General features: G+C 71.7%; 19 protein-coding genes. 18 read left to right on the top strand and 1 reads right to left on the bottom strand.

Translation table 11 applies throughout. The features are described from left to right. The first annotated feature begins 6 nt into the window (after window positions 1-6). From ACWCRD_RS44255 to ACWCRD_RS44225, 7 genes are read left to right on the top strand one after another with little or no spacing between them, the layout of a single operon-like run. Entirely contained in the window at window positions 7-411 is a 405-nt protein-coding gene (locus tag ACWCRD_RS44255; protein ID WP_450971344.1) for an allene oxide cyclase barrel-like domain-containing protein, read from the top strand. A 47-nt stretch (window positions 412-458) separates the two neighbouring features. Next, complete coding sequence (locus ACWCRD_RS44250) at window positions 459-1,493, top strand: 3-oxoacyl-ACP synthase III family protein (protein WP_450971343.1); 1,035 nt, start codon at window positions 459-461, stop codon at window positions 1,491-1,493. A gap of 4 nt (window positions 1,494-1,497) precedes the next feature. Next, entirely contained in the window at window positions 1,498-3,390 is a 1,893-nt protein-coding gene (locus tag ACWCRD_RS44245) for an HAD-IIIC family phosphatase (RefSeq protein ID WP_450971342.1), read from the top strand. Continuing rightward, complete coding sequence (locus ACWCRD_RS44240) at window positions 3,387-3,614, top strand: acyl carrier protein (protein WP_450971341.1); 228 nt, start codon at window positions 3,387-3,389, stop codon at window positions 3,612-3,614. The genes ACWCRD_RS44245 and ACWCRD_RS44240 overlap by 4 nt, the downstream gene beginning before the upstream one ends. Next, window positions 3,611-4,399: a 2-oxo acid dehydrogenase subunit E2 gene (locus ACWCRD_RS44235; protein WP_450971340.1), complete on the top strand. Its 789-nt coding sequence runs from the start codon at window positions 3,611-3,613 to the stop codon at window positions 4,397-4,399. The genes ACWCRD_RS44240 and ACWCRD_RS44235 overlap by 4 nt, the downstream gene beginning before the upstream one ends. Further along, window positions 4,396-5,478 carry an alpha/beta hydrolase gene (locus ACWCRD_RS44230; protein ID WP_450971339.1) on the top strand — a complete coding sequence of 361 codons (1,083 nt, stop codon included), beginning with the start codon at window positions 4,396-4,398 and terminating at the stop codon, window positions 5,476-5,478. Before ACWCRD_RS44235 ends, ACWCRD_RS44230 begins: the two co-directional genes overlap by 4 nt. After that, complete coding sequence (locus tag ACWCRD_RS44225) at window positions 5,475-5,975, top strand: flavin reductase family protein (protein WP_450971338.1); 501 nt, start codon at window positions 5,475-5,477, stop codon at window positions 5,973-5,975. Before ACWCRD_RS44230 ends, ACWCRD_RS44225 begins: the two co-directional genes overlap by 4 nt. A gap of 22 nt (window positions 5,976-5,997) precedes the next feature. On the opposite strand, the gene ACWCRD_RS44220 is transcribed toward ACWCRD_RS44225, so the two are convergent. Next, a complete protein-coding gene (locus ACWCRD_RS44220) occupies window positions 5,998-6,681 on the bottom strand; it encodes a TetR/AcrR family transcriptional regulator (RefSeq protein ID WP_450971337.1) in 684 nt (227 codons plus the stop codon). 79 nt (window positions 6,682-6,760) lie between these two features. Between ACWCRD_RS44220 and ACWCRD_RS44215 the strand changes: the two genes are divergently transcribed. The 11 genes from ACWCRD_RS44215 to ACWCRD_RS44165 all read left to right on the top strand — a co-directional run. Next, a complete protein-coding gene (locus ACWCRD_RS44215; protein ID WP_450971336.1) occupies window positions 6,761-8,212 on the top strand; it encodes a DHA2 family efflux MFS transporter permease subunit in 1,452 nt (483 codons plus the stop codon). A gap of 105 nt (window positions 8,213-8,317) precedes the next feature. Continuing rightward, window positions 8,318-9,355: an LLM class flavin-dependent oxidoreductase gene (locus ACWCRD_RS44210; protein ID WP_450971335.1), complete on the top strand. Its 1,038-nt coding sequence runs from the start codon at window positions 8,318-8,320 to the stop codon at window positions 9,353-9,355. 55 nt (window positions 9,356-9,410) lie between these two features. After that, window positions 9,411-11,042 carry an ABC transporter substrate-binding protein gene (locus ACWCRD_RS44205; protein ID WP_450971334.1) on the top strand — a complete coding sequence of 544 codons (1,632 nt, stop codon included), beginning with the start codon at window positions 9,411-9,413 and terminating at the stop codon, window positions 11,040-11,042. Next, on the top strand, window positions 11,039-11,989 hold the full coding sequence (locus ACWCRD_RS44200) for an ABC transporter permease (protein WP_450971333.1): 951 nt from the start codon (window positions 11,039-11,041) through the stop codon (window positions 11,987-11,989). Before ACWCRD_RS44205 ends, ACWCRD_RS44200 begins: the two co-directional genes overlap by 4 nt. Beyond that, a complete protein-coding gene (locus tag ACWCRD_RS44195) occupies window positions 11,986-12,861 on the top strand; it encodes an ABC transporter permease (RefSeq protein ID WP_450971332.1) in 876 nt (291 codons plus the stop codon). The genes ACWCRD_RS44200 and ACWCRD_RS44195 overlap by 4 nt, the downstream gene beginning before the upstream one ends. Then, the gene (locus ACWCRD_RS44190; protein ID WP_450971331.1) at window positions 12,858-14,504 is read left to right on the top strand and encodes a dipeptide ABC transporter ATP-binding protein; all 1,647 of its coding nucleotides are present in this window, start codon (window positions 12,858-12,860) and stop codon (window positions 14,502-14,504) included. The genes ACWCRD_RS44195 and ACWCRD_RS44190 overlap by 4 nt, the downstream gene beginning before the upstream one ends. 66 nt (window positions 14,505-14,570) lie before the next feature. After that, complete coding sequence (locus tag ACWCRD_RS44185) at window positions 14,571-15,740, top strand: acyltransferase family protein (protein WP_450971330.1); 1,170 nt, start codon at window positions 14,571-14,573, stop codon at window positions 15,738-15,740. After that, window positions 15,737-16,957: a cytochrome P450 gene (locus ACWCRD_RS44180; protein ID WP_450971329.1), complete on the top strand. Its 1,221-nt coding sequence runs from the start codon at window positions 15,737-15,739 to the stop codon at window positions 16,955-16,957. The genes ACWCRD_RS44185 and ACWCRD_RS44180 overlap by 4 nt, the downstream gene beginning before the upstream one ends. 60 nt (window positions 16,958-17,017) lie before the next feature. Beyond that, window positions 17,018-17,212 carry a ferredoxin gene (locus tag ACWCRD_RS44175; RefSeq protein ID WP_450971328.1) on the top strand — a complete coding sequence of 65 codons (195 nt, stop codon included), beginning with the start codon at window positions 17,018-17,020 and terminating at the stop codon, window positions 17,210-17,212. 1 nt (window position 17,213) lies between these two features. Then, window positions 17,214-18,128 (top strand): alpha/beta hydrolase, encoded by a 915-nt coding sequence (locus ACWCRD_RS44170; RefSeq protein ID WP_450971327.1) that lies wholly within the window; start codon window positions 17,214-17,216, stop codon window positions 18,126-18,128. Between the two features lie 81 nt (window positions 18,129-18,209). After that, window positions 18,210-23,110 (top strand): beta-ketoacyl synthase N-terminal-like domain-containing protein (locus ACWCRD_RS44165; protein WP_450971326.1); only part of this gene is annotated, 4,901 nt, incomplete at its 3' end.

The following is a 23,110-nucleotide window of genomic DNA, read 5'->3' as shown; positions in this document are numbered from 1 at the left end:
ATGGACATGGCCGACGAGATCGTGCTGCGCGTGCCGAAGGAGATCGTCGTCAAGGTGGTCGACGACGTGGAGGTGTCCGACCCCAAGGTGGGCCAGACGGGAACGTTCGACGACGAGCTGTACGACGAGACAGGCGCCCAGATCGGTACCTCGCACGGCTCGTTCCGCATCGAGTACGTACGCCCCGGAGACGGCGGGCTGCTGACGTACTACACGGAGGACATCACCCTGCGCGACGGCACCATCCACGCCGAGGGCTGGGCCGACTTCAACGACGTGCGCACCAGCGAGTGGGTGTACTACCCCGCCACCGGAACCGGCGGCCGCTACGCCGGGCTCACCGGTTTCCGCAAGTGGCGGATGACCGGCGTCAGGGCCTCCGCCGAGGCCCGGATCCTGCTCTCCGACTGAGCCCTGCCCACGCACCGAGACACGACCACGCGAGGAGACACCCCACGATGACCGGTCGGGACATATACATCCGTTCGGCGGCGTCGGCGCTTCCGGGAGAGCCCGTGGACAACGCCATGCTCGCCCGGCGCTTCGGCATGGACGCCCTGTGGGAGCAGTGGGTGGATGTGTTCATCGGCACCTCCTCGCGGCATCTCGCACTGGACCTGGAGTCCGGCAAGGTCACCGGCACGCTGGCGGACCTCGCCACGGAGGCCGGGCAGGCGGCGCTCGTGGCCGCCGGGATCGGGCCGGAGGAGGTGGATGCCGTGGTGCTGGGCACGGCCACTCCGGACCAACTGATGCCGGCCACCGTCAACATCGTCGCGGACCGGCTGGGCATCAACGGCGTGCGCACCTTCCAGCTCCAGTCCGGCTGCTCCGGCGCGGTGCAGGCACTGGACGTCGCCCGCCAGTTCCTGCTCAGCGGGGGCGGCCGTACCGTGCTGGTGCTGGGCGGCGACGTGATCGCCCGCTTCTACGACGTCGAGCGGGACCTGCGTACGGCGGCGCCGGCCGAGCTGGTCAACTACGTGCTGTTCGGCGACGCGGCCGGGGCCGCCGTGCTCAGTACGCGGCCCGCTCCTGGCTCCGCCGCGGTGCATGAGCTGTTCACGCGGCTCGTCGGGCTGGGCCGGGAACCGGGCGCGGTCCTGGAGTGGTTCGGTCCCGCGGACCGCGACAGCGACAGGCTCGCCGCCACCGAGGACTACAAGGCGATCGAGCAGCACGTGCCGGAGATGACCGAGCAGGTACTCACCGAACTTCTCGACTCCTGCGGCTGGCGGCCCGAGGACGTCGATGTCCTGCTGCCCCCGCAGCTGTCGGGCCGGATGACCAAGCTGATCACGGAGCGGCTCGGGCTGCCCGGGGCGCAGGACGTGACGTGCGTGGACCGGGCCGGCAACTGCGGCAACGCCATCGTGTTCCTGCAACTGGAGCGAGCCCTGGGCGGGGTACTCGGCCCAGGGCGGCGAGCGGTGGGGATCTCCGTCGAGTCCAGTAAGTGGATCAAGGCCGGTTTCGCACTGGAAGGGTGCTGACGCCGTGACGGACGCCCTGACGGCACTGACCGGACTGCACCGCGACGGCACCCTCACCGACCGCTATCCGCAGGTGCGTGCGCTGCTGGCCGGACTGTCCGGCACCGAACTGCCACGGGCCGGCCGGATGCTGGCGCAGGTCGACCCGGACGCCGTGCTCGCCGCGCATCCCCGCACTCCCGCCCCGCGCATCGCTGTGACCGGACACGGCACGCTGTCGGGGCTCGTGCCCGCGCTCACCGCGCAACTGGCCCGGCACGGGCTGCTGGCGCGAATCAGCGTGTCCGACTTCGACGGCTGGGTCTTCGACCTCACCCATTCGGGCAGCGAGTTGTACGGTGCCAGGCCCGATCTCGTGCTGTGCGTTCTCGATGCCGCGGTGGTGACGGACGAACTCCCGTCGCCGTGGCGGGTGGAGGACGTGGCACGGGTCCTGGAGGAGAAGCTGCGGCTGATCGAACGCGCCGCCGAGGCCTGCGCCGCCGGCTCACCGGGCACCACGCTGGTCCTCAACACCCTTCCGCTGCCCGGCGAGTTGATTTCACAGGTACTGGACCTGCGGGCCCGGGCGCGACTCGGCGCGGTGTGGCGGGAGGCCGAGGCGCGGCTGCTGCGACTGCCCCAGCGCCATCCCGGGGTGGTGGTGGTCGATCTCGCCCCGCTCCTCGCCGAGGGCGTCGCCGTCCGTGACGTACGGCAGAGCGTGTACGCGAAGGCGCACCTCTCGGACGGCCTGCTCGCCGGGTACGCGCGGGAGGTGGGACACCTGGCACGACAGTCGTCCGGCGGCGGGAAGAAGGTGCTCGCCCTCGACCTCGACAACACGGTGTGGGGCGGGGTGCTCGGCGAAGTCGGCCCGGAGGGCATCGAGACGGGTGGGGGCTACCGGGGCGAGGCGTTCCGGCGCTTCCAGCTCGTGGTCAGGCAGTTGGCCGCGCAGGGAGTGCTGCTCACCGCTGTCAGCAAGAACGACCTCGAACCGGTGGTGAAGACGCTGCATGAGCACCCCGGACTTGCGCTGCGCGAGGAGGACTTCGTGCGGATACGGGCCAACTGGCGGCCCAAGCACGAGAATCTGGCCGAACTCGCCCGCGAGCTCAACGTGGGGACGGACAGTTTCGTCTTCGTCGACGACAGCGCCTTCGAGTGCGGGCTGGTCCGACGGGAACTGCCGGGCGTGGCGGTCGTACAGGTCGACGGGGAGCCGGCGCTGCATCCGCAACGCCTCCTCGCCGAGGGGTGGTTCGACGTGCGTGAGCTCACCGACGAGGACCTGGTACGGCCCGCCCGCTACCGCGAGGAGCAGGCCCGCCAGGATTTCCTGCACACCTTCGACTCCCTCGACGGCTATCTGCGCGAGCTGGACATCGCGGTGACGGTGGCGCCCGCGCAGGCGGGGCAGTACGCGCGTATCTCCCAGATCACGCTGCGTACCAACCAGTTCAACCTCACCACCCGGCGGCTACAGCTCACCGATGTCCAGGCGCTCGCCGCGGCCTCCGCGGCCCAGGTCCTCGCAGTGAGTTCCACCGACCGGTTCGGCGACAACGGGCTCGTCGGCGCCGTTGTGCTGCGGCGCGTCGACGACGTGCTACACATCGACAACTTCCTGCTCAGCTGCCGGGTGTTCTCACGCGGCATCGAGCAGACGGTCCTGGACGCCGTCCTGCGCCACGCACGGGAGAGCGGGGCGCGGGAAGTACGTGCCGGGTACCGGCGCACCTCGAAGAACGGCAAGGTCGCGGACTTCTATCCGCGGGCCGGGTTCGAGACCGTGACGGCCGACGAGGACACGGCCGTCTTCCGGCACGACCTGGCCGTACTGCCGGGCCCTGCCGGGTACATCCGTCTGACCGCGCGTTTCGACAGCGCGCCCGGTGAAGGGGACGCCCCGTGAAGACCGTCGAAGACTTCCTCGTGCTCCTGCACGACGAACTCGCCCTGTCCGTCACGGTCGAGGACCTCGGCCGCTCGCTGGACACCGTGGAGTCGTGGGACTCGGTGCATCTGCTGACGCTGTGCACGCTGCTGGAGCGGGAGACCGGCCGCCCGCTGTCGTTGGCCGACGTGCTGGAGGCGCCCAGCCTTGAGGCCGTGTACCGCATGGCGGTGGCGTCGTGAGCGAGGCGATCGGGCCGGACCGGGACGAGGTGCGGGAGGAAGCGCTCCCCCGTCAGCGTCACCACACGCTGTTCTTCCTGGAGGTGATCCGGGACTTCTCTCCCGTCTTCCTGGACACCGAGGTGGACATGAGCGGTGTCCTCGCCCATCGCGCGGCGGCCCTGGAGTCCGAGGGCGTGCGGTTCGGCACAAGCTCGTACGTCCTGCGAGCCGCGGGCCGGGTCCTGGCCAAGCATCCGGACGCGAACGCCGCGGTCCGGGGCGGGCCGCGCCGACTGCGCGTGGCGCACTACCCGTTCGTCAACGGCAAGCTCGCGCTCGACCGCCTCCTGGACGGCCGGCGGGTGGTGCTCGGCACGGTCGTACCGGATCTCCAGGATGCCGAACTGCCCGCGATCCAAGCGCATCTGGACCGCGTACGGGACGGCGACCCCCAGCGACTGCCGGACTTCGAGGGTATCCGGCAACTGCACCGGCTGCCCTGGCTGGAGGGCCGCAAGCGGTTCCGGCAGGCGGCCGATTCGCTGACGTCGCGCCCGCATCTCACGGGCACCTTCGCGGTGACCTCGCTGGGGCACCGCGCGGTGGACTCCTTCCATTCGGTGGGTGGCACCACCACGACCTTCGGGGTGGGCCGGATCCTGGACCGGCCGGTGGTACGGAACGGTCAGGTCACGGTGGCACCGGTGCTGCGGCTGAGCCTCACCTTCGACCACCGGGTCATCGACGGAGCGGAGGCGGCGGACGTACTGACCGAGGTCAAGGAGGCGCTGGAGAGCGTATGAACGACATCGCGGAGCTGAAGAACTTCGTCGTCGCGCACACCCGTTCGCAAGGGCTGCCGCCCGAGCACTACGACCCGCTGCTGGCCCGGATCCGGCACGACGAAGACGGCACGCCCAGCTCCTGGGTGCGGGAATGGAGCAACGAGGCCGCGCGGCTGGAGAGTGCGGGCAGGTTGCTGGAGGCGTGCGTGCACTACAACATGGCGCGCTTCCCCTTCGTGGACGGTCACGCCCGCCAGGAGGCAATGGACAGGTGCGTCGCCGCGTTCGACGGCTGGCGCTCGGCATCCCCCGCAATCGAGCGGCTGGACGTCGACCTCCCGGAGGGCCGGATCCGCTGCTGGACGTCCGGACTGGACGCGGCGACGCCCAGGCCGCTGCTGGTGATGACGGGCGGCATCGTGTCGGTGAAGGAGCAGTGGGCACCGGTGCTGCTCCAACTGGCCGAGCTCGGGTTCGCGGGCGTGGTCACCGAAATGCCGGGGGTCGGCGAGAACACCCTGCCCTACCGAGCGGACAGTTGGCGTATGTACCCCGCGCTGCTGGACGCGGTCGGTGCGCGTGCCGACACCTCACGCACCTTCGCCCTGGCCCTCAGTTTCAGCGGTCATCTGGCACTGCGCGCGGCCCTTCACGACGCCCGCATCCGGGGCGTCGTGGGCGCCGGAGCCCCGATCCACGATTTCTTCACCGACAGCGAGTGGCAGCGCTCCGTGCCCCGGGTGACCTCGGACACACTTGCCCATCTGACCGGTTCGACGCCCGCCGAGGTCTACGGAGTGATCAAGGAGTGGGCGCTCGATCCCGAGGAACTGGACGCGCTGCGCATCCCGGTCGCCCATGTCACCAGCCTGCGCGACGAGATCATTCCGCCAGGGGACGCGGAGCTGCTCCGTGAGCGGGTGCACCGGGTGCGGCTGCTGGCCCATGACGACGTCCACGGTTCGCCCCGCTTCTTCGCGCAGACCCGGCTGTGGACGCTGCTGTCGGTACTGCGGATGCGCGGCGGGTACGCGGAGCAGCGGACTGCTCTGACACGGGAGTTCGCACGGCTGCGGTACAGCGGGGTGGGGGCATGAGCGAGTCACTGACCCTGGAGGGCGGTTCGCGCTGTCTGCGCAATGTGCTGGGCCGGTTCGCGACAGGTGTCGTCGCGGTCACGGGGCGGGAGGCGGGGACCGGCGAGCGGGCCGGGCTGGTGGCGAACTCCTTCTGTTCCGTCTCGTTGGACCCGCCCCTGGTGTCCTTCTGTGTGGCACACACGAGTACCAGCTGGCCGCGTATCCGGGCCGCCGGAATGCTGGCCATCAGTATTCTGAGCGTCCAGCAGCGGGAGGCCGCGACACGGCTCGCGGTGTCCGGGGGTGACAAGTTCCAGGGTCTGCCCTGGCTCACGTCGCCAGGCGGGGCGCCGATCCTGGACGGGGCCCTGGCCTGGCTCGAGTGCGAGGTGGAGGCGGAGCACCCGGCGGGCGACCACGTGATCGTGGTGGCCCGTGTGCTCCGCCTCGACGCGCTGCGTGAGGGCGAGCCGCTGCTGTTCTTCCGAGGGGCGTTCGAACGTCTCAGCCGCTGACGCGGAGCCCGGCGAGGGCGGTTCAGCCGCTCGCGTCGGGCCCGCTCGCGCTGCCGCCCGCACCGAAGGCGCGCAGGAAGGTGTCGACCCCGGCGGTGACGACCTGCCCCACCTGCTCCGGGTCGAGGGGGCGGGTGCCGAGTGCGCTCATCTCGGGCAGTTCGTCGTAGACGAGCGCGATGAACTGGTTCGCGGCCCGCTCCGGGTCGTTGATCCGCAGGTGTCCGGCGTTGGCGAGGCGCGCGAGCCTGCCGGCGAGGGCGTCGGTGAACTGGTTGGGGCCGCTGGCCCTGACCGCGTCGAAGAGATCGGGGAAGCGCACCGCCTCCGCGTACAGCAACCGGCGCACCGCCTCGGACTGTTCGTCGCAGTAGCAGTCGACCAGCTTGTGGGCCACGTCCTCCAGACCGGGCCGCAGTTCACCGGGGTCGTTGGGAAAGGACTCCAGCACCTCCAGCGTCTTGGCGTTGGAGCGAGCCGCGGTCTCGGTCATCACATGCCGGAAGAGGTTCTCCTTCGATCCGAGGTGGTTGTAGATCGTCGGCTTCGCGACGCCCGCCTCGGTGGCGATCATGTCGAGGCTCGCCTGGGTGTAGCCGACACGGGCGAAGACCCGCAGGGCCGCCTCCAGGATCGCACGTCGCTTGTCCATACGGCCTCGGTCCGCCGGGGCCGTGCTGGTCTTCGGGGTCTCGCCAACGCTCATGGAGCCATGCTACCGTCCCAACCACAGAATTGAACTACCCAGTTCAATTCCATGGGCGAGATGGTTCAAAGGAGTTGCCGTGTCTGAAACAAAGGCAGAGAGCGGACCCGCCCGGCTCGATGCCGCGCTGCTCACGATCGTCGGCGTGATGGTGCTCGGCGGGATGATGTCCTACCTGGACGCGACGATCGTCAACGTCGGGATCAGCACCCTGAGCGGCGAGTTCAAGGCCTCGCTCGCCACGATCGAATGGGTCACCACCGGCTATCTGCTGGCCGTGGCCCTGGCCATTCCCCTGGCCGGCTGGGCCGTGGCCCGATTCGGCGCCAAGCGCATGTGGCTGCTGGGTCTGACGGTCTTCCTGACCGGGTCGGTCCTGTGCGCCCTCGCGTGGAACGCGGAGTCCCTGATCGCCTTCCGCATCCTGCAGGGCCTCGGCGGCGGGATGGTCGACCCGATCATGATGACGGTGGTCGCCACCGCCGCGGGGCCGGAGCGGATGGGCCGCGTCATGGGGCTGATCTCGGTGCCGATCACCCTGGGGCCGGTCGTCGGCCCGGTCATCGGCGGTCTGCTGCTGGACAACCTGTCCTGGGAGTGGATGTTCCTCGTCAACATCCCGTTCGCGCTCGCCGCCATCGTGCTCGCGATCCGGGTCCTGCCGGCCGATCCGCCCCGCAGTGGTGCCTCCGCCCCGATCGACGCCCTGGGCGTGGCCCTCCTCCCGCCCGGTTTCGCTGCACTGGTCTACGCGCTGTCCCAGGCGGGCGGTGCCGGCTTCGGCAGCACACGGGTGATCGTCGGGCTCGTCGTCGGCGTGCTGCTTTTCATCGCGTACGCCGTGCATGCGCTGCGTACCGAGCGCACCCCCCTGCTGGATCTGCGGCTCTTCTCCAGCAAGGGGTTCTCCGCCAGCGTGGCCACGATGTTCCTGCTCGGCGGAGGTCTGTTCTCGCTGCTGTTCCTGCTGCCCCTCTACTACCAGCAGGTACGCGACCACACCGTGCTGGAGTCCGGACTGCTGCTCGCCCCGCTGGGTCTCGGCACCCTCATCGGCATGCCCGTCGCGGGCAACCTGGCGGACAAGTTCGGCGCCAAGCGGCTCGTCCCGGTCGGCGCCCTGCTCATCGGAGCCGGTGCCCTGGTCTTCACCCAGGCCGACAGCGGCACCTCGCAGGTCGCTCTCACCGCGGCCCAGCTCGCCACGGGCTTCGGCATGGGCCTGGTCGGCGCCCCCACCATGGGGTCGGTGTACCGCACGGTGCCCGGCGAGGCGGCGGCGGGGGCGACCGGTGCGGTCTTCATCCTGAACCAGATCGGCGCCTCACTCGGCATCGCCGTCGTCGCCCTCATCCTCCAGGGCGGCGGATCGCACGCCACCCCCACGGCAGGCACGTTCGCGGACGCCTTCTGGTGGCCCGTCGTCGCAGCGGTGGTCGTGTTCCTGGCCGGCCTGCTCCTGCCGGGACGGCCACAACCCGCGCCCGCCGCAGATCAGGCCACGGCCGAACACATCGCCGACCTGGCCTGACCCTCCCCTCCGGCATCGCCCGGGCCCGCCAGCAGGGGTGTGCGCCGCCGGTCATCCCCCGTCCTCGGCGCACACCCCGTCCACCCGACTCCCAGGGATTCGCCCATGCCCACTGCCACCAGCATTCCCGTATCCGTTCTCGACGTGGTTCCTGTCTTCGAGGACGGCACCGCGACCGCCGCCCTGCGCGACACCGTGGCGCTGGCCCCACGTGTCGAGGCGCTCGGCTACCGGCGCTACTGGGTCGCCGAGCACCACAACACCCCGAGCCTGGCCACCTCCGCCCCCGGCATCCTGGTGGGGCAACTGGCCGCCGCCACCAGCACACTTCGGGTGGGATCCGGCGGCGTCCTGCTGCCCAACCACGCGCCGCTGGTGGTGGCCGAGCAGTTCGGCACCCTGGAGGCGCTGCACCCCGGCCGCATCGATCTGGGCCTCGGCCGCGCGCCCGGCACCGACCCGCTCACCGCCCGAGCGCTGCGCCGGTCCTCACAGGGCGAGGACTTCCCGCGCCAGATAGACGAGTTGAGTGGCTACTTCGCCCCAGGCGACCCCGCGTCAGGTATCGTCGCCGTCCCCGCGGCCGACGGCAGGCCCGACCTGTGGATGCTCGGTTCCAGCCCGTCCAGTGCCGAGGCCGCCGCCCGGCTCGGTCTGCCGTACGCCTTCGCGCACCAGATCAACCCGCACGCCTCCGCGACAGCCCTCGCGCGCTACCGCGAGGCGTTCCGGCCCTCGCCGTTCCTGGACCGGCCCCGCACCCTGATCGCCGTCCTGGTCACCGTGGCCGACACCGACGAGGCGGCCCGTTCCGTCGCCGCGCCGTATCTGCTCGGCAAGATAGAGATGCGGACCCGGCCACGCTTCGACTCCTTCCCCGGCCCGCGGACGGCGGCCGACCACTCCTACAGCGCGGCCGAGGTCAGGTTCCTGGACGACCTGGTCGAACCCCAGCTGATCGGTTCGCCGCGCACTGTTCGGACCAGGCTCTCGGCCCTGGTGGAGCGCACCGGCGCTGACGAGCTGATGGCTCTCACCGTCGTCCACGGCCAGGACGAGCGGCTGCGCTCGTTCGAACTGCTCGCCGAGGCCGCCGCGGAGGTCGCGCCGGGGGCGGCCGAAGAGGCTTCAGTCCGGCTTTAGCGGACTCCTGACAGTGGATACGGTCCCCCGCACCTTGACCCGTCCCGGAGTTGGAATGCACCTGCGCCGTACCATCCGCAGAGCCGCCCTGCTGTCCGTCCTGGTGCTCGCCGCGGTCCCCGCCTGTTCGGCCGGCGGCGTTTCCTCGGCCGACGGCACACCGCGCTCCGGCGGCAGTCTCGTCTACGCCACGAACCAGGAACCCGACTGCTGGGACCCGCACACCAGCGCTCAGGACATCACCGCATTCGTCCAGCGGCCGGTCTTCGACTCACTCGTCTACCAGGCTCCCAACGGTGAACTGGAGCCCTGGCTGGCCAAGAAGTGGACGATCGGCGACGGAGGCAGGAGCTACCTCTTCACCCTTCGCCAAGGCGTCACCTTCCACGACGGGACGCCGTTCGACGCCGCAGCGGTCAAGGCGAACCTCGACCACATCACCGCCAAGGCCACCCACTCCCAGTACGCCGCCGGCCTGCTCGGCCCCTACCGGAGCACCACGGTCAAGAGCCGGTACGTGGTCGAGGTCCGCTTCAGCAAGCCGTACGCTCCCTTCCTCCAGGCCGCCAGCACCACCTATCTCGGCATCGAGTCCCCTGCCTCGCTCAAGGCAGGTGCGGACAAGCTGTGCGCCGGCAAGGAATCCGTCGGCTCGGGCCCGTTCGAAGCCGCCTCCTACGTCCGCGGCCAGCAGCGGAACTACACCCGCAACGCCGCGTACGCCTGGGCGCCCCAAGGAGCCGGCCACAGCGGCCCCGCCCGGCTGGCCTCCTTCACCGTCCGCTTCATGACGGAGGACGCCACCCGGGGCGGCGCACTGACCTCGGGCCAGGTCGACGCGGCCGACAAACTGCCGGCCCAGCAGATCGCCATGGTGCGACGGGACACCCGGCTGAACGTACTCTCCAGGGATGTCCCGGGGGCGGTGGACGCCTTCTACCTCAACACCAGGAGCACGCTCTTCTCCGACATCCGGGTGCGCCGGGCGTTCCAGCACGCCATGGACCTGGACACCATCGTCCGCTCCGTCTTCCAGGGCACCGCCTCCCGCGCCTGGAGCACCCTCTCGCCGACGACCCCGCACAGCTACGACCCCGCCCTGGAGAAGAGTTGGCCGTACGACCCGGAGCTGGCCGGCCGGCTGCTCGACCAGGCGGGCTGGACCGGCCGCGACGCCCAGGGGTACCGGACGAAGAACGGCCGCACCCTCACCGTCGTGGCCCCCGTCTACGGCAAACCGTCCCTGTTCTCGCAGGCCGTACAGGGCAGTCTGAAGAAGGCGGGCATCAAGCTCGACCTCGCCGCGTCCACGGACGCCATCGAGGTCTCCACGCTGCTCGACAAGGGGAAGTACGACGTCGTCGAGACCAGCTGGGCACGGGCCGACGGCGACATCCTCAGCCACTTCTTCCTCTCGTCGCAGACCTCCGCGGGCGGCGGCCACAACTTCTCCCGGCTCGCCGACTCCCAGGTCGACGCCTGGCTCGAGCAGGCGCAGGCGACGCAGGACCCCGGCGCGCGCGCGAAGGCGTACGCGAAGGTGCAGCAGCGCACCCTGGACCTGGCCGCAGTCGCTCCGGCGTACGTCGTGAAGTCCACCGTGGGTGTGAACAAGCGGGTGCACGGCCTGCGGCTGGGGATCTCGGCCTGGCCCGAGTTCTACCCCGCCTGGGTGGAGGCCCGATGAGGCCGGTCGTGCGCCAGGTCGCCGTGCGGCTGGGTGGCGCACTCCTCGTGGTGTGGGGCGCGGCCAGCTGTGCCTTCCTTGTGCTGCAGCTGGTGCCGGGCGACCCCGTGCGTGCCGTGGTCGGCGCGAACGCCCTGGTCGACGCCGGGCAGCGGGAGGAGATCCGGCACCACTACGGGCTGGATCGACCGCTGCCGGTGCAGTACGTGACGTACCTGGGCCATCTGCTCACCGGCGACCTCGGAGACTCGTACCAACTGCAGCAGCCGGTCTCCGGTGTGCTGGCGCAGCAGCTGCGGCCGACCGCCGAACTCGCCCTGTCCGCCACCGTGCTGGCGGTGTTGCTCGCCGTCGTGGTGACGGTGGCAACCTCGGGGCGGGCACGCTGGCCCCGCCGGCTGTCGGCGGTGGTGGAGCTGGTCGTCGTGTCCACCCCGTCGTTCTGGCTGGGCATCATGCTGCTGACGCTGTTCTCATTCCGGCTGGGCTGGCTGCCCGTCTCGGACAGCGGTGACGTCCGATCACTGATCCTGCCGGTGATCACGCTGGCCCTGCCCATCGCCGCGGTCCTCACGCAGGTGATGCGCGAAGGTCTTCTCGACGCGCTGCGCAGCCCCTTCGTGCTGACCGCCCGCGCCCGTGGTCTCACCGAGCCGGCCGTGCGGTCCCGGCACGCGCTGCGGCACGCCGCGCTGCCCGCCCTCACGCTCGCGGGCTGGTTCACCGGAACACTGCTGAGCGGCGCGGTGGTGGTGGAGAACGTCTTCGCCCGGTCCGGGATCGGACGGGTCACCCTCCAGGCGGTCACCTCGCGCGATCTGCCGCTGGTGCAGGGTGTGGTGGCGCTGTCCGCGGTGGTGTTCGTCGCAGTGGGCATCGTGGTGGAACTGCTGTGCCTGGCCGTGGATCCGCGGTTGCGCGGCACGACTGGGGTGAAGGCCTCATGAGCGTCTCCCTCACACCACGCACCCGTCCGGCGTCCGGCCGGGCGACGAAGGCGCGCGCCACGCGGCGGCCACCGGTCTCCGTGCTGCTCGCCGCCGCGGCGCTGTCGCTCGTCCTGCTGGCCGCGCTCGCCCCAGGGCTGTTCGGCCACACCAGTGCCACCGACACAGACCCGCTGCAGGCGCTCAGGCCGCCCGGCTCCGAACACTGGTTCGGCACCGACGAACTGGGGCGGGACGTCTTCGCCCGAATCGTGCACGGCACGCGTTACTCGCTGGCCATCGGCGCCGCGGCGACCGGTGCGGGGGTCGCGATCGCCGTTCTGTGGGGACTCGCCGCCGCGCTGTCGGGACGGCTCGGGGACACACTGCTGATGCGGACCGCCGACGTCCTGCTGGCGCTGCCCGGCCTGCTGCTGGCCCTGCTGGTCGTACTGATCACGGGCAAGGGGGTGGCGGGCGCGACCATCGCCGTGGCCTTCGGAACCGCACCGGGGTTCGCCCGGGTCGTACGGGCCCAGGCGTTGGTGGTTCGCCGCTCCGGATACGTCGAGGCGGCGGTCGGACTCGGCGTGCAGCGCCCGCTGATCGTCCTTCGCCATGTACTGCCGAATACGCTCGGGCCGCTGCTCGTCCTGGCTACCGTCACCCTCGGCGCGTCCATCTCCACCGGTGCGGCGCTGAGTTACCTGGGCCTGGGCGCCCAGCCTCCGACACCGGAATGGGGTGCGATGCTCACCGAGGGCCAGGGCTTCCTCCAGCAAGCCTGGTGGATTGCGCTCTTTCCGGGCTTGCTGCTGGTCGGGACCGTGCTCGCGGTGACCGTCCTGGGCCGGTACGCCCAGGACCGGGCCGAGTGGCGGGCCGCCTCATGAGCGCCTCGCCCACCGAACCGTCACCGGACGAGCCACTGATCGACGTGGCGGACCTCGATGTGCGGTTCGGCGAGGGGGCCGCGCAGGTGCACGCCGTCCAGGGGGCCTCGCTGCGGCTGTCCGCCGGACGGTGCCTGGCGCTGGTCGGCGAGTCGGGGTCCGGCAAGAGTGCGCTGGCCCGCTCGCTGCTGGGTCTCGCCGGGCCCACCGCGACGGTCGGCGCAGGCCGGCTGAGCCTGTTCGGGCGGGACGCGCTGGCCTTCGGCCCACGGGACTGGCGTACGCTGCGCGGGCGGCGCATCGGTCTCGTGGCCCAGGACGCGCTGGTGGCCCTCGATCCCCTGCGCCCGATCGGCAAGGAGATCGCCGAGCCCCTGCTGGTGCACCGCGTCGTGCCCCGGCACCAGGCGGCGGACCAGGTCGTCGATCTGCTGGAGCGGGTCGGCGTGCCGCAGCCGGCCGAACGGGCCAGGAGCCATGTCCACCAGTTGTCGGGGGGACTGCGCCAGCGGGCGCTCATCGCCTCGGCGCTGGCAGCACAACCCGGTGTGCTGATCGCCGACGAACCAACCACCGCGCTGGACGCCTCCGTGCAGGCCCGGATCCTCGGCCTCCTGGGCGAGTTGACGAAGACGGGCACCGGACTGCTCCTGATCAGCCACGATCTGGCTGTGGTGGAGGCGCTCGCCGACGAGGTAGCCGTGATGCGGGGCGGCCGGATCGTGGAACACGGTCCCGTCCAGGACGTACTCGACCGGCCCCGGCACGCGTACACGCGGGCCCTGCTGGACGCGGTCCCCGGCGGCGGGCTGACCGGTGCCGCGCCGCCCGCCGCCACCGGCGGGGCGCCGATCCTGGAAGTCACCGACGTGGTCAAGGAGTTCAGGGGGCCGCGCGGCGCCCGGCGGACGGCCGTGGCCGAGGTCTCGTTCACCCTGCGCCCCGGAGAGACGCTCGGCCTCGTCGGCGAGTCGGGGTCGGGCAAGTCGACCCTGGCCCGCATGGTGCTCGGCCTGCTGTCCCCCGACAGCGGGAACGTACGGCTGGACGGCGCCCCCTGGAGCGGGGTGTCCGAGCGGGAGCGACGCCCCCGGCGGCGAGCGCTGCAGCTGGTGCCGCAGGATCCGCTGAGCGCGTTCGACCCCCGCTGGAGTGTGGCCCGGATCGTCGGCGAGGCCCTGCAGGCGGCCGGGATGCAGAACCGGCAGGAGCGGCGGGAGGAGACCGTACGGCTGCTGGAGCAGGTCGGCCTGTCGGCGGAGCATCTGGACCGCCAGCCCCTGGCGCTGTCGGGCGGCCAGCGGCAACGGGTCGCCGTCGCACGGGCACTGGCGCCCCGGCCCCGGCTCCTGGTGTGCGACGAGCCGGTCTCGGCGCTCGACGTGTCCGTACAGGCGCAGGTGCTGGGGGTGTTGCGGGAACTACAGGAGTCGCTGGGCCTCGCGATGCTGTTCATCTCGCACGACCTCGCGGTGGTCCGGGACGTCTGTGCGCGGGTGATGGTGATGAAGGACGGCCGGGTGGTGGAGTCCGGTCTCGTGGAGGAGGTGTTCTCGACGCCGCGGGATGCCTGCACGCGGGCACTGCTGGAGGCGGTGCCGCGTCGTGCGCAGGCACGACACGCCGCTGAAGAACGGCTTTAGATCCGGCCAATGGACGACTGCCAGCCTCGACAGGCCAGTTTTCGGACAAGCCGGAGGTCACCACTCATGCCAGGCGCCCCAGCACACCCCAAGGTGTCGAGACTGCCGTCGCTCACCGGGATGCGGTTCATCGCGGCCCTGCTCGTCTTCGCCTTCCACACCACCTGGCAGACCAGGTTCGTCGACGGGCGGGGCGGCGACGCCCTCGGCGACGTCTTCGCCAACGCCGGTTTCTACGGAGTGAGTTTCTTCTTCGTCCTCAGCGGATTCGTCCTGACGTGGTCGGCGCGGTCCGACGACACCGCGCCCGGCTTCTGGCGACGCAGGCTGGTGAAGATCTACCCCAACCACCTGGTGACGTTCGGGCTCGCGGCCGCGCTGATGCTGATCGCCTCCGACGTCTTCACGGTCAAGGGCATCGTCGCCAACCTCTTCCTCGTGCAGGCCTGGATACCGGAGATCCAGGTCCCGAACACGATGAACGCCGTCAGCTGGTCGCTCTCCTGCGAACTCTTCTTCTATCTGAGCTTTCCGCTGCTGCTGCGCCTGCTGGACCGGGTGCCGGTACGCCGGCTGTGGGCGCTGGCCGGGGTGCTCGCCGCGTTCACGGTGGTCGCCCCGGTGGTCGCCCGCTACGGCATCGGCGGCACGCCCCTGCCGTTCATCGCCGACGGCAGCCTCTCGTTCGACCAGATCTGGTTCGTGTACTTCTTCCCGCCGGTACGGGCGCTGGAGTTCGTCCTCGGGATGGTGGCCGCGCGTCTGGTGCTTGCCGGGGCCTGGCCGCGTCTGGGGCTGCTGCCCGCCGGTCTGATCGCCGTCGGCGGCTATGTCGTCAACTCGAACGTGCCGTATCTGTACGGCGTCGCCGGGACGGCGGCCCTGTGGCTCACCCCGCTGGTGGCGGCTGCCGCCTCGGCCGACGAGCGGACCACCGCGTCGCCGTTCCGCGGCCGGGTGATCGTCCGCCTCGGCGAACTCTCCTTCGCCTTCTACATGGTGCACGGCTTGGCGGTGACGTACGTCTACCGATGGGTGATCGCGGGCGCCAGGCTGTCACCGGCCCTCGGTGCCCTGGCCCTGCTCGGCGCGTTGCTGCTGAGCCTGGCGCTGGCCCACGCCCTGTTCACCTGGGTGGAGGCACCGCTCGTGCGGAAGTTCCGCGCACCCGCCGGCAGTCGGCGCCCGCCCGTGTCCCCGGTCGCCCGCCCCACCGCTCTGGAGGCCCACGAATGACCGAACTCGCCCCCGACGAGACCGTCGACCCGGCAGTCCCCGCCTATCCGCAGGCGCGGGGCTGCCCCTTCCAGCCGCCCGCCGAATACGAGCGGTACACGCAAGCGGGCCCGGTCTGTCTGGTCGAGCTCTACAACGGCCGCCGGGTGTGGGCCGTCAGCGGGCACACGGAGGCCCGGCAGGTACTGCTCGACGCGGCAACCTTCTCGTCCGACCGGATCCATCCGCACTACCCGGCCACCGCGCCGCGCTTCGAGTCCGCCCGCAAGGTCCGCAACTTCATCGGCATGGACCCGCCGGAACACACGGTCCAGCGGCGCATGCTGCTGTCCCACTTCACGGTGAAGAAGATCCAGGCGCTGCGCCCCGGGATCCAGCGTCTCGTCGACGACCTGATCGACGCCATCGAGGCGAAGGGACCGGTCGCCGACCTCGTACCGGATTTCGCGCTGCCCGTGCCGTCCATCGTCATCTGCGAACTGCTCGGGGTGCCGTACGCCGACCACGCCTTCTTCGAACAACAGTCGCGGCGTGTGGTGACCGGCACGACCACACTGGAGGACAGCGCGGACGCGTTCGCGCAGCTGAGCGCCTACCTCGACGGACTGATCCGGCGCAAGGAGAGCGACCCGGGCGACGGGCTGCTCGACACCCTGATCGCCGAGCAGCTCTCCACGGGGGCTCTGACCCGGCGCGACCTGGTCGACATCGCCCTGCTGCTGCTCGTCGCGGGCCACGAGACCACGGCCAGCGCGATCGCGCTCGGTGTGCTGACCCTGTTGGAACACCCGGACCAACTGGAGGCGTTGCGCGCGGACACCGCGCTGCTGCCCTCCGCGGTGGAGGAGTTGCTGCGCTACATGGCGATCGCGGACGGTGTGGCCCGCTTCGCCACCACCGACACCGAACTCGGCGGCCACCGGGTGAAGGCCGGGGACGGGGTCGTGGTGGTGATCTCGACCGCCAACCGCGACGAGGGGGCCTTCCCCATCTCCGAGTCCTTCGACGTGGCGCGCGGTGCCCGCCACCACGTGTCGTTCGGTCACGGGGTCCATCAGTGCATCGGCCAGAACCTGGCCCGGGCCGAGATGGAGATCGCCCTGTCCACACTGTTCCGCAGGCTTCCGGGGCTGAGTCTCGCGGTCCCGGCGGACCAGCTGCCGGTCAAGGAACCGGGCGGTGTCCAGGGCATCTGGGAACTGCCCGTCACATGGTGACAACTGCTCACGGTGAGAACCCCTCACATGGTGAGAACTGCTGAAAGGACCTGAGTGCCCATGCGCATCACGGCCGACACCCACCGGTGTCTGGGCGCGGGACAGTGTGTGCTGTCCGCACCCGACCGCTTCGACCAGTCGGACGAGGGGACGGTGCTCGTGCTCGACTCCCGGGTGGACGACGCGGCACAGGAGGCACGACTGCGCGACGTCGTGGCGCTGTGTCCGTCGCAGGCGATCGCGCTGGAGGTCTGAGATGCCGGTGACCGGAAGTCTGGCGGACGCCGTCGCGGAACACCGCGGCACGCTGCTGACGGTCAGTGAGCTGCCCGCCGTGCCGGAGATCTCGGTGCGGGAGGAGAGGGTTCCCGGGCCGGCCGGAGAACCGGACGTCCTTGTCCGGGTTTACCGGCCGGTCTCGTCCGGCAGACCGCTGCCGGCCGTGCTCTGGATCCACGGTGGTGGTTTCTGCCTGGGCAACGTGGACTCCGTGCACCTGGGCGCGGCCCAGGCTGCGCTGGCCGCGTCGGCCGTGGTGGTCGCTGTGTCGTACCGGCTGGCGCCCGAGCATCCCTTCCCGGCGGGCCTGGACGACTGCTGGGCGGCCCTTGAGTGGATCGCCGGTCATTCGGACGAGTTGGGCGCGGACCCGGCGCGGCTCGCGGTGGCGGGAGGGAGTTCCGGCGGTTGTCTGGCCGCCGCTCTCACACTGCTCGCGCGTGATCGCGGCGGGCCCGCGCTGTGCTTCCAGCATCTGAGCACTCCGGTTCTGGACGATCGCCTCGCCACCGGCTCGATGGCCGCGTACACCGACACGCCGATCTGGAACCGGCCGCTCGCCGAGGAGAGTTGGCGTCTCTATCTGGGTCCGGATCCCGGCCCGGTCCCCGACCACGCCGCTCCGGCGCGCGCCGTCGACCTGACCGGTCTGCCCCCGACGTACCTCTCGACGGCGGGCCTGGACCCGCTGCGCGACGAGGGCCTGGAGTACGGCCTGCGGCTGGCCGGGGCCGGAGTCCCGGTGGAACTGCACAACTTCCCCGCCGCCTACCACGCCTTCGGCGGCCCGGCCACGCCCGAGGAGCAGCGCCGAATCGCCGGGGAACACCTCGGTGCACTGCGCCGCGGGCTGCATCCGGAGCACTCCCGGGCGGCGAACGGAGCGATTTAGAACTGCCAAAGGTCGCCGTTAGGGCAGGTCGCGAGGGTGGTTGTGCCAGGTGTCCCGCACCGAGGGAGTACGTGACAGACCATGCCTAACGACCGCCCCACGCCAATCGCCGTCGTCGGACTCGCCTGCCGCCTCCCCAAAGCCCCGGATCCCGACTCCTTCTGGGAACTGCTCAGCCGCGGCGAGGACGCCGTCGGGCAGGCTCCGGCTGGGCGTTGGTCCGCGGCGGCGCCGGGGCGGGGGGCGTTCCTCGACGAGGTGGACCGCTTCGACGCGGACTTCTTCGGGATCTCCCCCCGCGAGGCGGCCGCGATGGACCCGCAGCAGCGGTTGCTGCTCGAACTGGGCTGGGAGGCGCTGGAGGAGGCCGGCATCGTGCCCGCCGACCTCGCCGGCAGCCGCACGTCGGTCTTCGCCAGCGCCATCTGGGACGACTACGCCGCCCTCCACCACCGGCGCGGCGAGGACGCGGCGGACCGCCACTCGGTGACGGGGCTGCACCGGGGCATCCTCGCCAACCGGCTGTCGTACGTGCTCGGTCTGACCGGTCCGAGCCTCACCGTGGACGCGGCCCAGTCGTCCTCTCTGGTCGCCGTGCACCTGGCCTGTGAGAGCCTGCGCCGCGGCGAGTCGGATCTGGCCGTGGTCGGCGGCGTCAACCTGATTCTGTCCGCGGGCAGCAGCGCGGACAGCGCGCGCTTCGGGGCGCTGTCGCCGGACGGGCGGTGCTTCACCTTCGACGCGCGGGCGAACGGATACGTGCGGGGCGAGGGCGGCGTGACCGTCGTGCTCAAACCACTGGAGCGGGCGGTCGCGGACGGCGATCATGTGCACTGCGTGATCCTGGGCAGCGCCGTGAACAACGACGGCGCCTCCCGCGCGCTCACGGTGCCCGACCGGTCGGCGCAGGAGGCCGTGATCCGGGAGGCCCACGCTCGGGCAGGCACCACCGCCGAGGCCGTGCAGTACGTCGAGTTGCACGGCACCGGCACTCCGGTGGGCGACCCCGTCGAGGCCGCCGCCCTGGGCGCCGCCCTCGGCGTCGGGCGGCCTGCCGACGCCCCACTGCTGGTGGGTTCGGCGAAGACGAACGTGGGCCATCTGGAGGGCGCCGCCGGTCTGGTGGGCCTGCTCAAGACGGCCCTCGCCATCGCACGGCGACGCCTGCCCGCGAGCCTCAACTTCCACACGGCCCATCCGGCGATCCCGCTGGCGGAGCTGGGCCTCCGTGTGCAGATCGGGCAGACGGCGTGGCCCCGCGAGGACCGTCCGCTCGTCGCGGGTGTGAGTTCCTTCGGCATGGGCGGCACCAACTGCCATGTGGTGCTGGGGGATCCGGAAGCGGCGGTGCGCGATGCGGTGGGCGCTCGCGGCGGAACCCCGGCGTGGGAGGGCGGACGGCGGGACGACGGGCCGGTGCCCTGGCTTGTGTCCGGTCGGGACGCGGGGGCGCTGCGGGCGCAGGCGGAGCGACTGGCGCGGCACGGCCGGAGCGCCGAGGCCACGGCGCATGCCCTGGACACAGCCTTCGCGCTGGCGGCGACGCGAACGCAGTTCGCCGAACGGGCCGTGGTCGTGGCGGAGGACCGTGCGGAACTGCTGCGGGCCGTCGAGGCGCTGGCGGCGGGCGAGGAGCATCCCTCGGTGGTGCGCGGCCGGGCCTCGGACCCGGTCCGTACGGCCTTCCTGTTCACCGGGCAGGGCAGCCAGCGCGCCGGGATGGGACGTGAGCTGTACGCCACAGAGCCCGTCTTCGCCGAAGCCTTCGACGCGGCCTGCACCGCACTCGATCCCCATCTGGAACGGCCCCTGCGGGACGTCGTGTTCGGCGACGACCCCGCACTGCACGAGACGCGCTGGACCCAGCCTGCCCTGTTCGCCCTGGAAACGGCGCTGTTCCGCCTGGTGCGGCATTGGGGTCTGGAGCCGGACTGCCTGGCGGGGCACTCGATCGGCGAGCTCACCGCGGCACACGCCGCCGGTGTCCTCACCCTCGACGACGCCGCACTGCTCGTCGCCGCCCGCGGACGTCTGATGCAGCAGGCCCCGACAGGAGGCGCCATGGTGGCGGTGGAGGCGACCGAGGACGAGGTGCTGCCGCTCCTGTCCGCCGGGGTCTCTCTGGCCGCCGTCAACGGGCCGCGGGCAGTGGTCGTCTCAGGTGGGGAACCGGAGGCCGAGCGAATCGCCGCCCACTTCACCGAGCGCGGACGGCGCACTCGACGGCTCAACGTCAGCCACGCCTTCCACTCCCCGCACATGGACTCCGTGGTCGCGGAGTTCCGTCGTATCGCCTCCGGCGTGGACTTCCGCGCGCCCGCCGTTCCGGTCGTCTCCAACGTCACGGGTGAGTTCGCCACGCCCCGGGAGCTGACGTCCCCGGACTACTGGGCGCGGCACATCCGCTCGGCGGTCCGGTTCCACGACGGGATTCAGACGGTCGGGCTCGGTGGCCCGACGGTCTTCCTGGAGCTCGGCCCGGACGCCGTCCTCACCGGCATGGTCCGTGAGTGCCTGCAGGGCGGCGGGCACACCCTGTTGTCCGCTCTGCGGCGCGGCAGGCCGGAGCCGCGGACACTGTTGTCGGCGCTGTCCGGGGCCCATGTCCACGGCGCCGTGGTCGACTGGGCCGGCCCGCTGGCGGCACGTGGCGGCCGGCCGGTGCCGCTGCCGACGTACGCGTTCCAGCGGGAGCGCCACTGGATCGACGAGGCGCCGGTGGGCGGCGACGCGGCCGCCCGGCCCGGCAGCCCGCCTCCCCCGCGGGTCGCCGCCGACGGCGGACCGGACGAGGTGACCACGGGGACGGACGACGGGACCGAGCGGCCGCCGGTGTCCCGTGCCGGGCTGCTGGACCTCGTACGCACCCAGGCGGCCCTCGTGCTCGGGCATGTCACCTCCGACGCCGTGGACGCCGGCCGCAGCTTCAAGGATCTGGGCTTCGACTCGCTCTCCGGTGTGGAACTGCGGGACCGGCTGCGCACGACGACCGGGCTGGACCTCCCGACGGGGCTGGTCTACAACCACCCGACGCCCGAGGCCGTGGTGGAGATGCTCACCGAGCGGCTCGGCCGGGGCGCTGCGGCCACGGATGCGGCCGGGGCGGCGCCTGCCGTCGCCGCCGACGATCCTGTGGTGATCGTCGGGATGGCCTGCCGCTATCCGGGGGGTGTCGCCTCTCCGGACGACCTGTGGCACCTGGTCGACTCGGGCACCGACGCCATCGGCCCCTTCCCCACCGACCGCGGCTGGGATCTCGCCGCGCTGTACGACCCCGACCCGTCGACGCCGGGGACGACCTATGTGCGGGAGGGCGGATTCCTGGTCGGGGCGGGCGACTTCGACGCGGCGCTGTTCGGGATCAGCCCGCGCGAGGCCGAGGCCATGGAACCGCAGCAGCGGCTGCTCCTAGAGACGGCCTGGGAGGCCTTCGAGCGGGCAGGCATCGCGCCGGACCGGCTGCGAGGCAGCGCGTCCGGGGTGTTCGTGGGGGCCACGGCCCAGGACTACGGGCCGCGTCTGCACGAGGCCGCGGACGGTCATGACGGGCATCTGCTGACGGGGAGCACCACGAGCGTCGCCTCGGGCCGGCTGGCCTATGCGTTCGGCCTGGAGGGCCCGGCCGTCACGGTGGACACCGCCTGCTCGTCCTCTCTGGTCGCCCTGCATCTCGCGGTCCAGGCGCTGCGGCAGGGCGAGTGCGATCTCGCGCTGGCGGGCGGGGTGACGGTGATGCCGACGCCGGGCATGTTCCTGGAGTTCAGCCGGCAGCGCGGGCTGGCACCGGACGGCAGGTGCAAACCCTTCGCGGCCGCGGCGGACGGCACCGCGTGGTCGGAGGGTGTGGGCCTGCTGCTCGTGGAGCGGCTGTCGGACGCCCGCCGCAACGGGCACCGGATCCTCGCCGTCGTACGGGGATCCGCCATCAACCAGGACGGCGCCAGCAACGGCCTGACCGCGCCGAGCGGTTCCGCGCAGGAGCGCGTCATCCGGCAGGCCCTCGGTGCCGCCGGGCTGGTGCCCGCGGACGTGGACGTGATGGAGGCGCACGGCACCGGCACCCGGCTCGGCGACCCCATCGAGGCCGAGGCCCTGATCGCGGTGTACGGGCAGGACCGGCGGGCCGAACAGCCGCTCCTGCTGGGCTCGTTGAAGGCGAACATCGGGCACACGCAGGCCGCGGCCGGGGTCGCCGGGGTCATCAAGATGGTGCAGGCCCTGCGGCACGGGGCGCTCCCCGCGACCTTGCACGTGGACGCGCCCTCCCCACACGTCGACTGGGCCGCGGGTGCCGTCGAGCTGCTCACGCGGCCCACCGAGTGGCCCGACCGCGGTCGCCCTCGCCGGGCCGCCGTCTCCTCCTTCGGCATCAGCGGCACCAACGCCCACGTCATCCTGGAACAGGCACCGGACACCCCGCTGCCGGCGTCGGCCGCCACCGGTGCCGTCCCGGAGCCACCGGCCGAGGACCCGGGCACATACGACGGCCCGGTCCTGCTGCCGCTGTCCGGGCACACCCCGCAGGCGTTGCGCGCCCAGGCCGAGCGGCTGCACGCCCACCTCGACACCCTGCCGCGGATCGTTCCGGCCGCCATGGCCTGGGAGTTGAGCAGGGGCCGCGCCCATCTGGAGCACCGCGCCGTCGTCGTGGCCGACGGCAGGGCGGCGGCACAGGACGCTCTGGCGGCCCTGGCCGCCGACCTGGACCACGCCGGCTTGGTGCGTGGCCGGGCCTCGGACCCGGTCCGTACGGCCTTCGTGTTCACCGGGCAGGGCAGCCAGCGCGCCGGGATGGGACGTGAGCTGTACGCGTCCGAGCCCGTCTTCGCCGAAGCCTTCGACGAAGCCTGCGCCGCACTCGACCCCCACCTGGACGTGCCGCTGCGTGACGTCGTCTTCGCCGACGACCCCACCCTCCTCAACCAGACCCGCTACACCCAACCCGCCCTCTTCGCCCTCGAAACCGCACTGTTCCGACTCCT

The organism is Streptomyces sp. NPDC002092 (genome assembly GCF_053593775.1).
Note: the sequence above shows the minus strand (reverse complement) of the source record. Positions and strands in the feature narration are given on the sequence as shown.

Bases quoted from the DNA above. Each gene is read 5' to 3' on its own strand.
- ACWCRD_RS44255 (WP_450971344.1), top strand. From the start codon at position 7: ATGGCCGACGAGATCGTGCTGCGCGTGCCGAAGGAGATCGTCGTCAAG.
- ACWCRD_RS44250 (WP_450971343.1), top strand. From the start codon at position 459: ATGACCGGTCGGGACATATACATCCGTTCGGCGGCGTCGGCGCTTCCG.
- ACWCRD_RS44230 (WP_450971339.1), top strand. From the start codon at position 4,396: ATGAACGACATCGCGGAGCTGAAGAACTTCGTCGTCGCGCACACCCGT.
- ACWCRD_RS44225 (WP_450971338.1), top strand. From the start codon at position 5,475: ATGAGCGAGTCACTGACCCTGGAGGGCGGTTCGCGCTGTCTGCGCAAT.
- ACWCRD_RS44220 (WP_450971337.1), bottom strand. From the start codon at position 6,681: ATGAGCGTTGGCGAGACCCCGAAGACCAGCACGGCCCCGGCGGACCGA.
- ACWCRD_RS44210 (WP_450971335.1), top strand. From the start codon at position 8,318: ATGCCCACTGCCACCAGCATTCCCGTATCCGTTCTCGACGTGGTTCCT.
- ACWCRD_RS44205 (WP_450971334.1), top strand. From the start codon at position 9,411: ATGCACCTGCGCCGTACCATCCGCAGAGCCGCCCTGCTGTCCGTCCTG.
- ACWCRD_RS44200 (WP_450971333.1), top strand. From the start codon at position 11,039: ATGAGGCCGGTCGTGCGCCAGGTCGCCGTGCGGCTGGGTGGCGCACTC.
- ACWCRD_RS44195 (WP_450971332.1), top strand. From the start codon at position 11,986: ATGAGCGTCTCCCTCACACCACGCACCCGTCCGGCGTCCGGCCGGGCG.
- ACWCRD_RS44190 (WP_450971331.1), top strand. From the start codon at position 12,858: ATGAGCGCCTCGCCCACCGAACCGTCACCGGACGAGCCACTGATCGAC.
- ACWCRD_RS44185 (WP_450971330.1), top strand. From the start codon at position 14,571: ATGCCAGGCGCCCCAGCACACCCCAAGGTGTCGAGACTGCCGTCGCTC.
- ACWCRD_RS44180 (WP_450971329.1), top strand. From the start codon at position 15,737: ATGACCGAACTCGCCCCCGACGAGACCGTCGACCCGGCAGTCCCCGCC.
- ACWCRD_RS44175 (WP_450971328.1), top strand. From the start codon at position 17,018: ATGCGCATCACGGCCGACACCCACCGGTGTCTGGGCGCGGGACAGTGT.
- ACWCRD_RS44170 (WP_450971327.1), top strand. From the start codon at position 17,214: ATGCCGGTGACCGGAAGTCTGGCGGACGCCGTCGCGGAACACCGCGGC.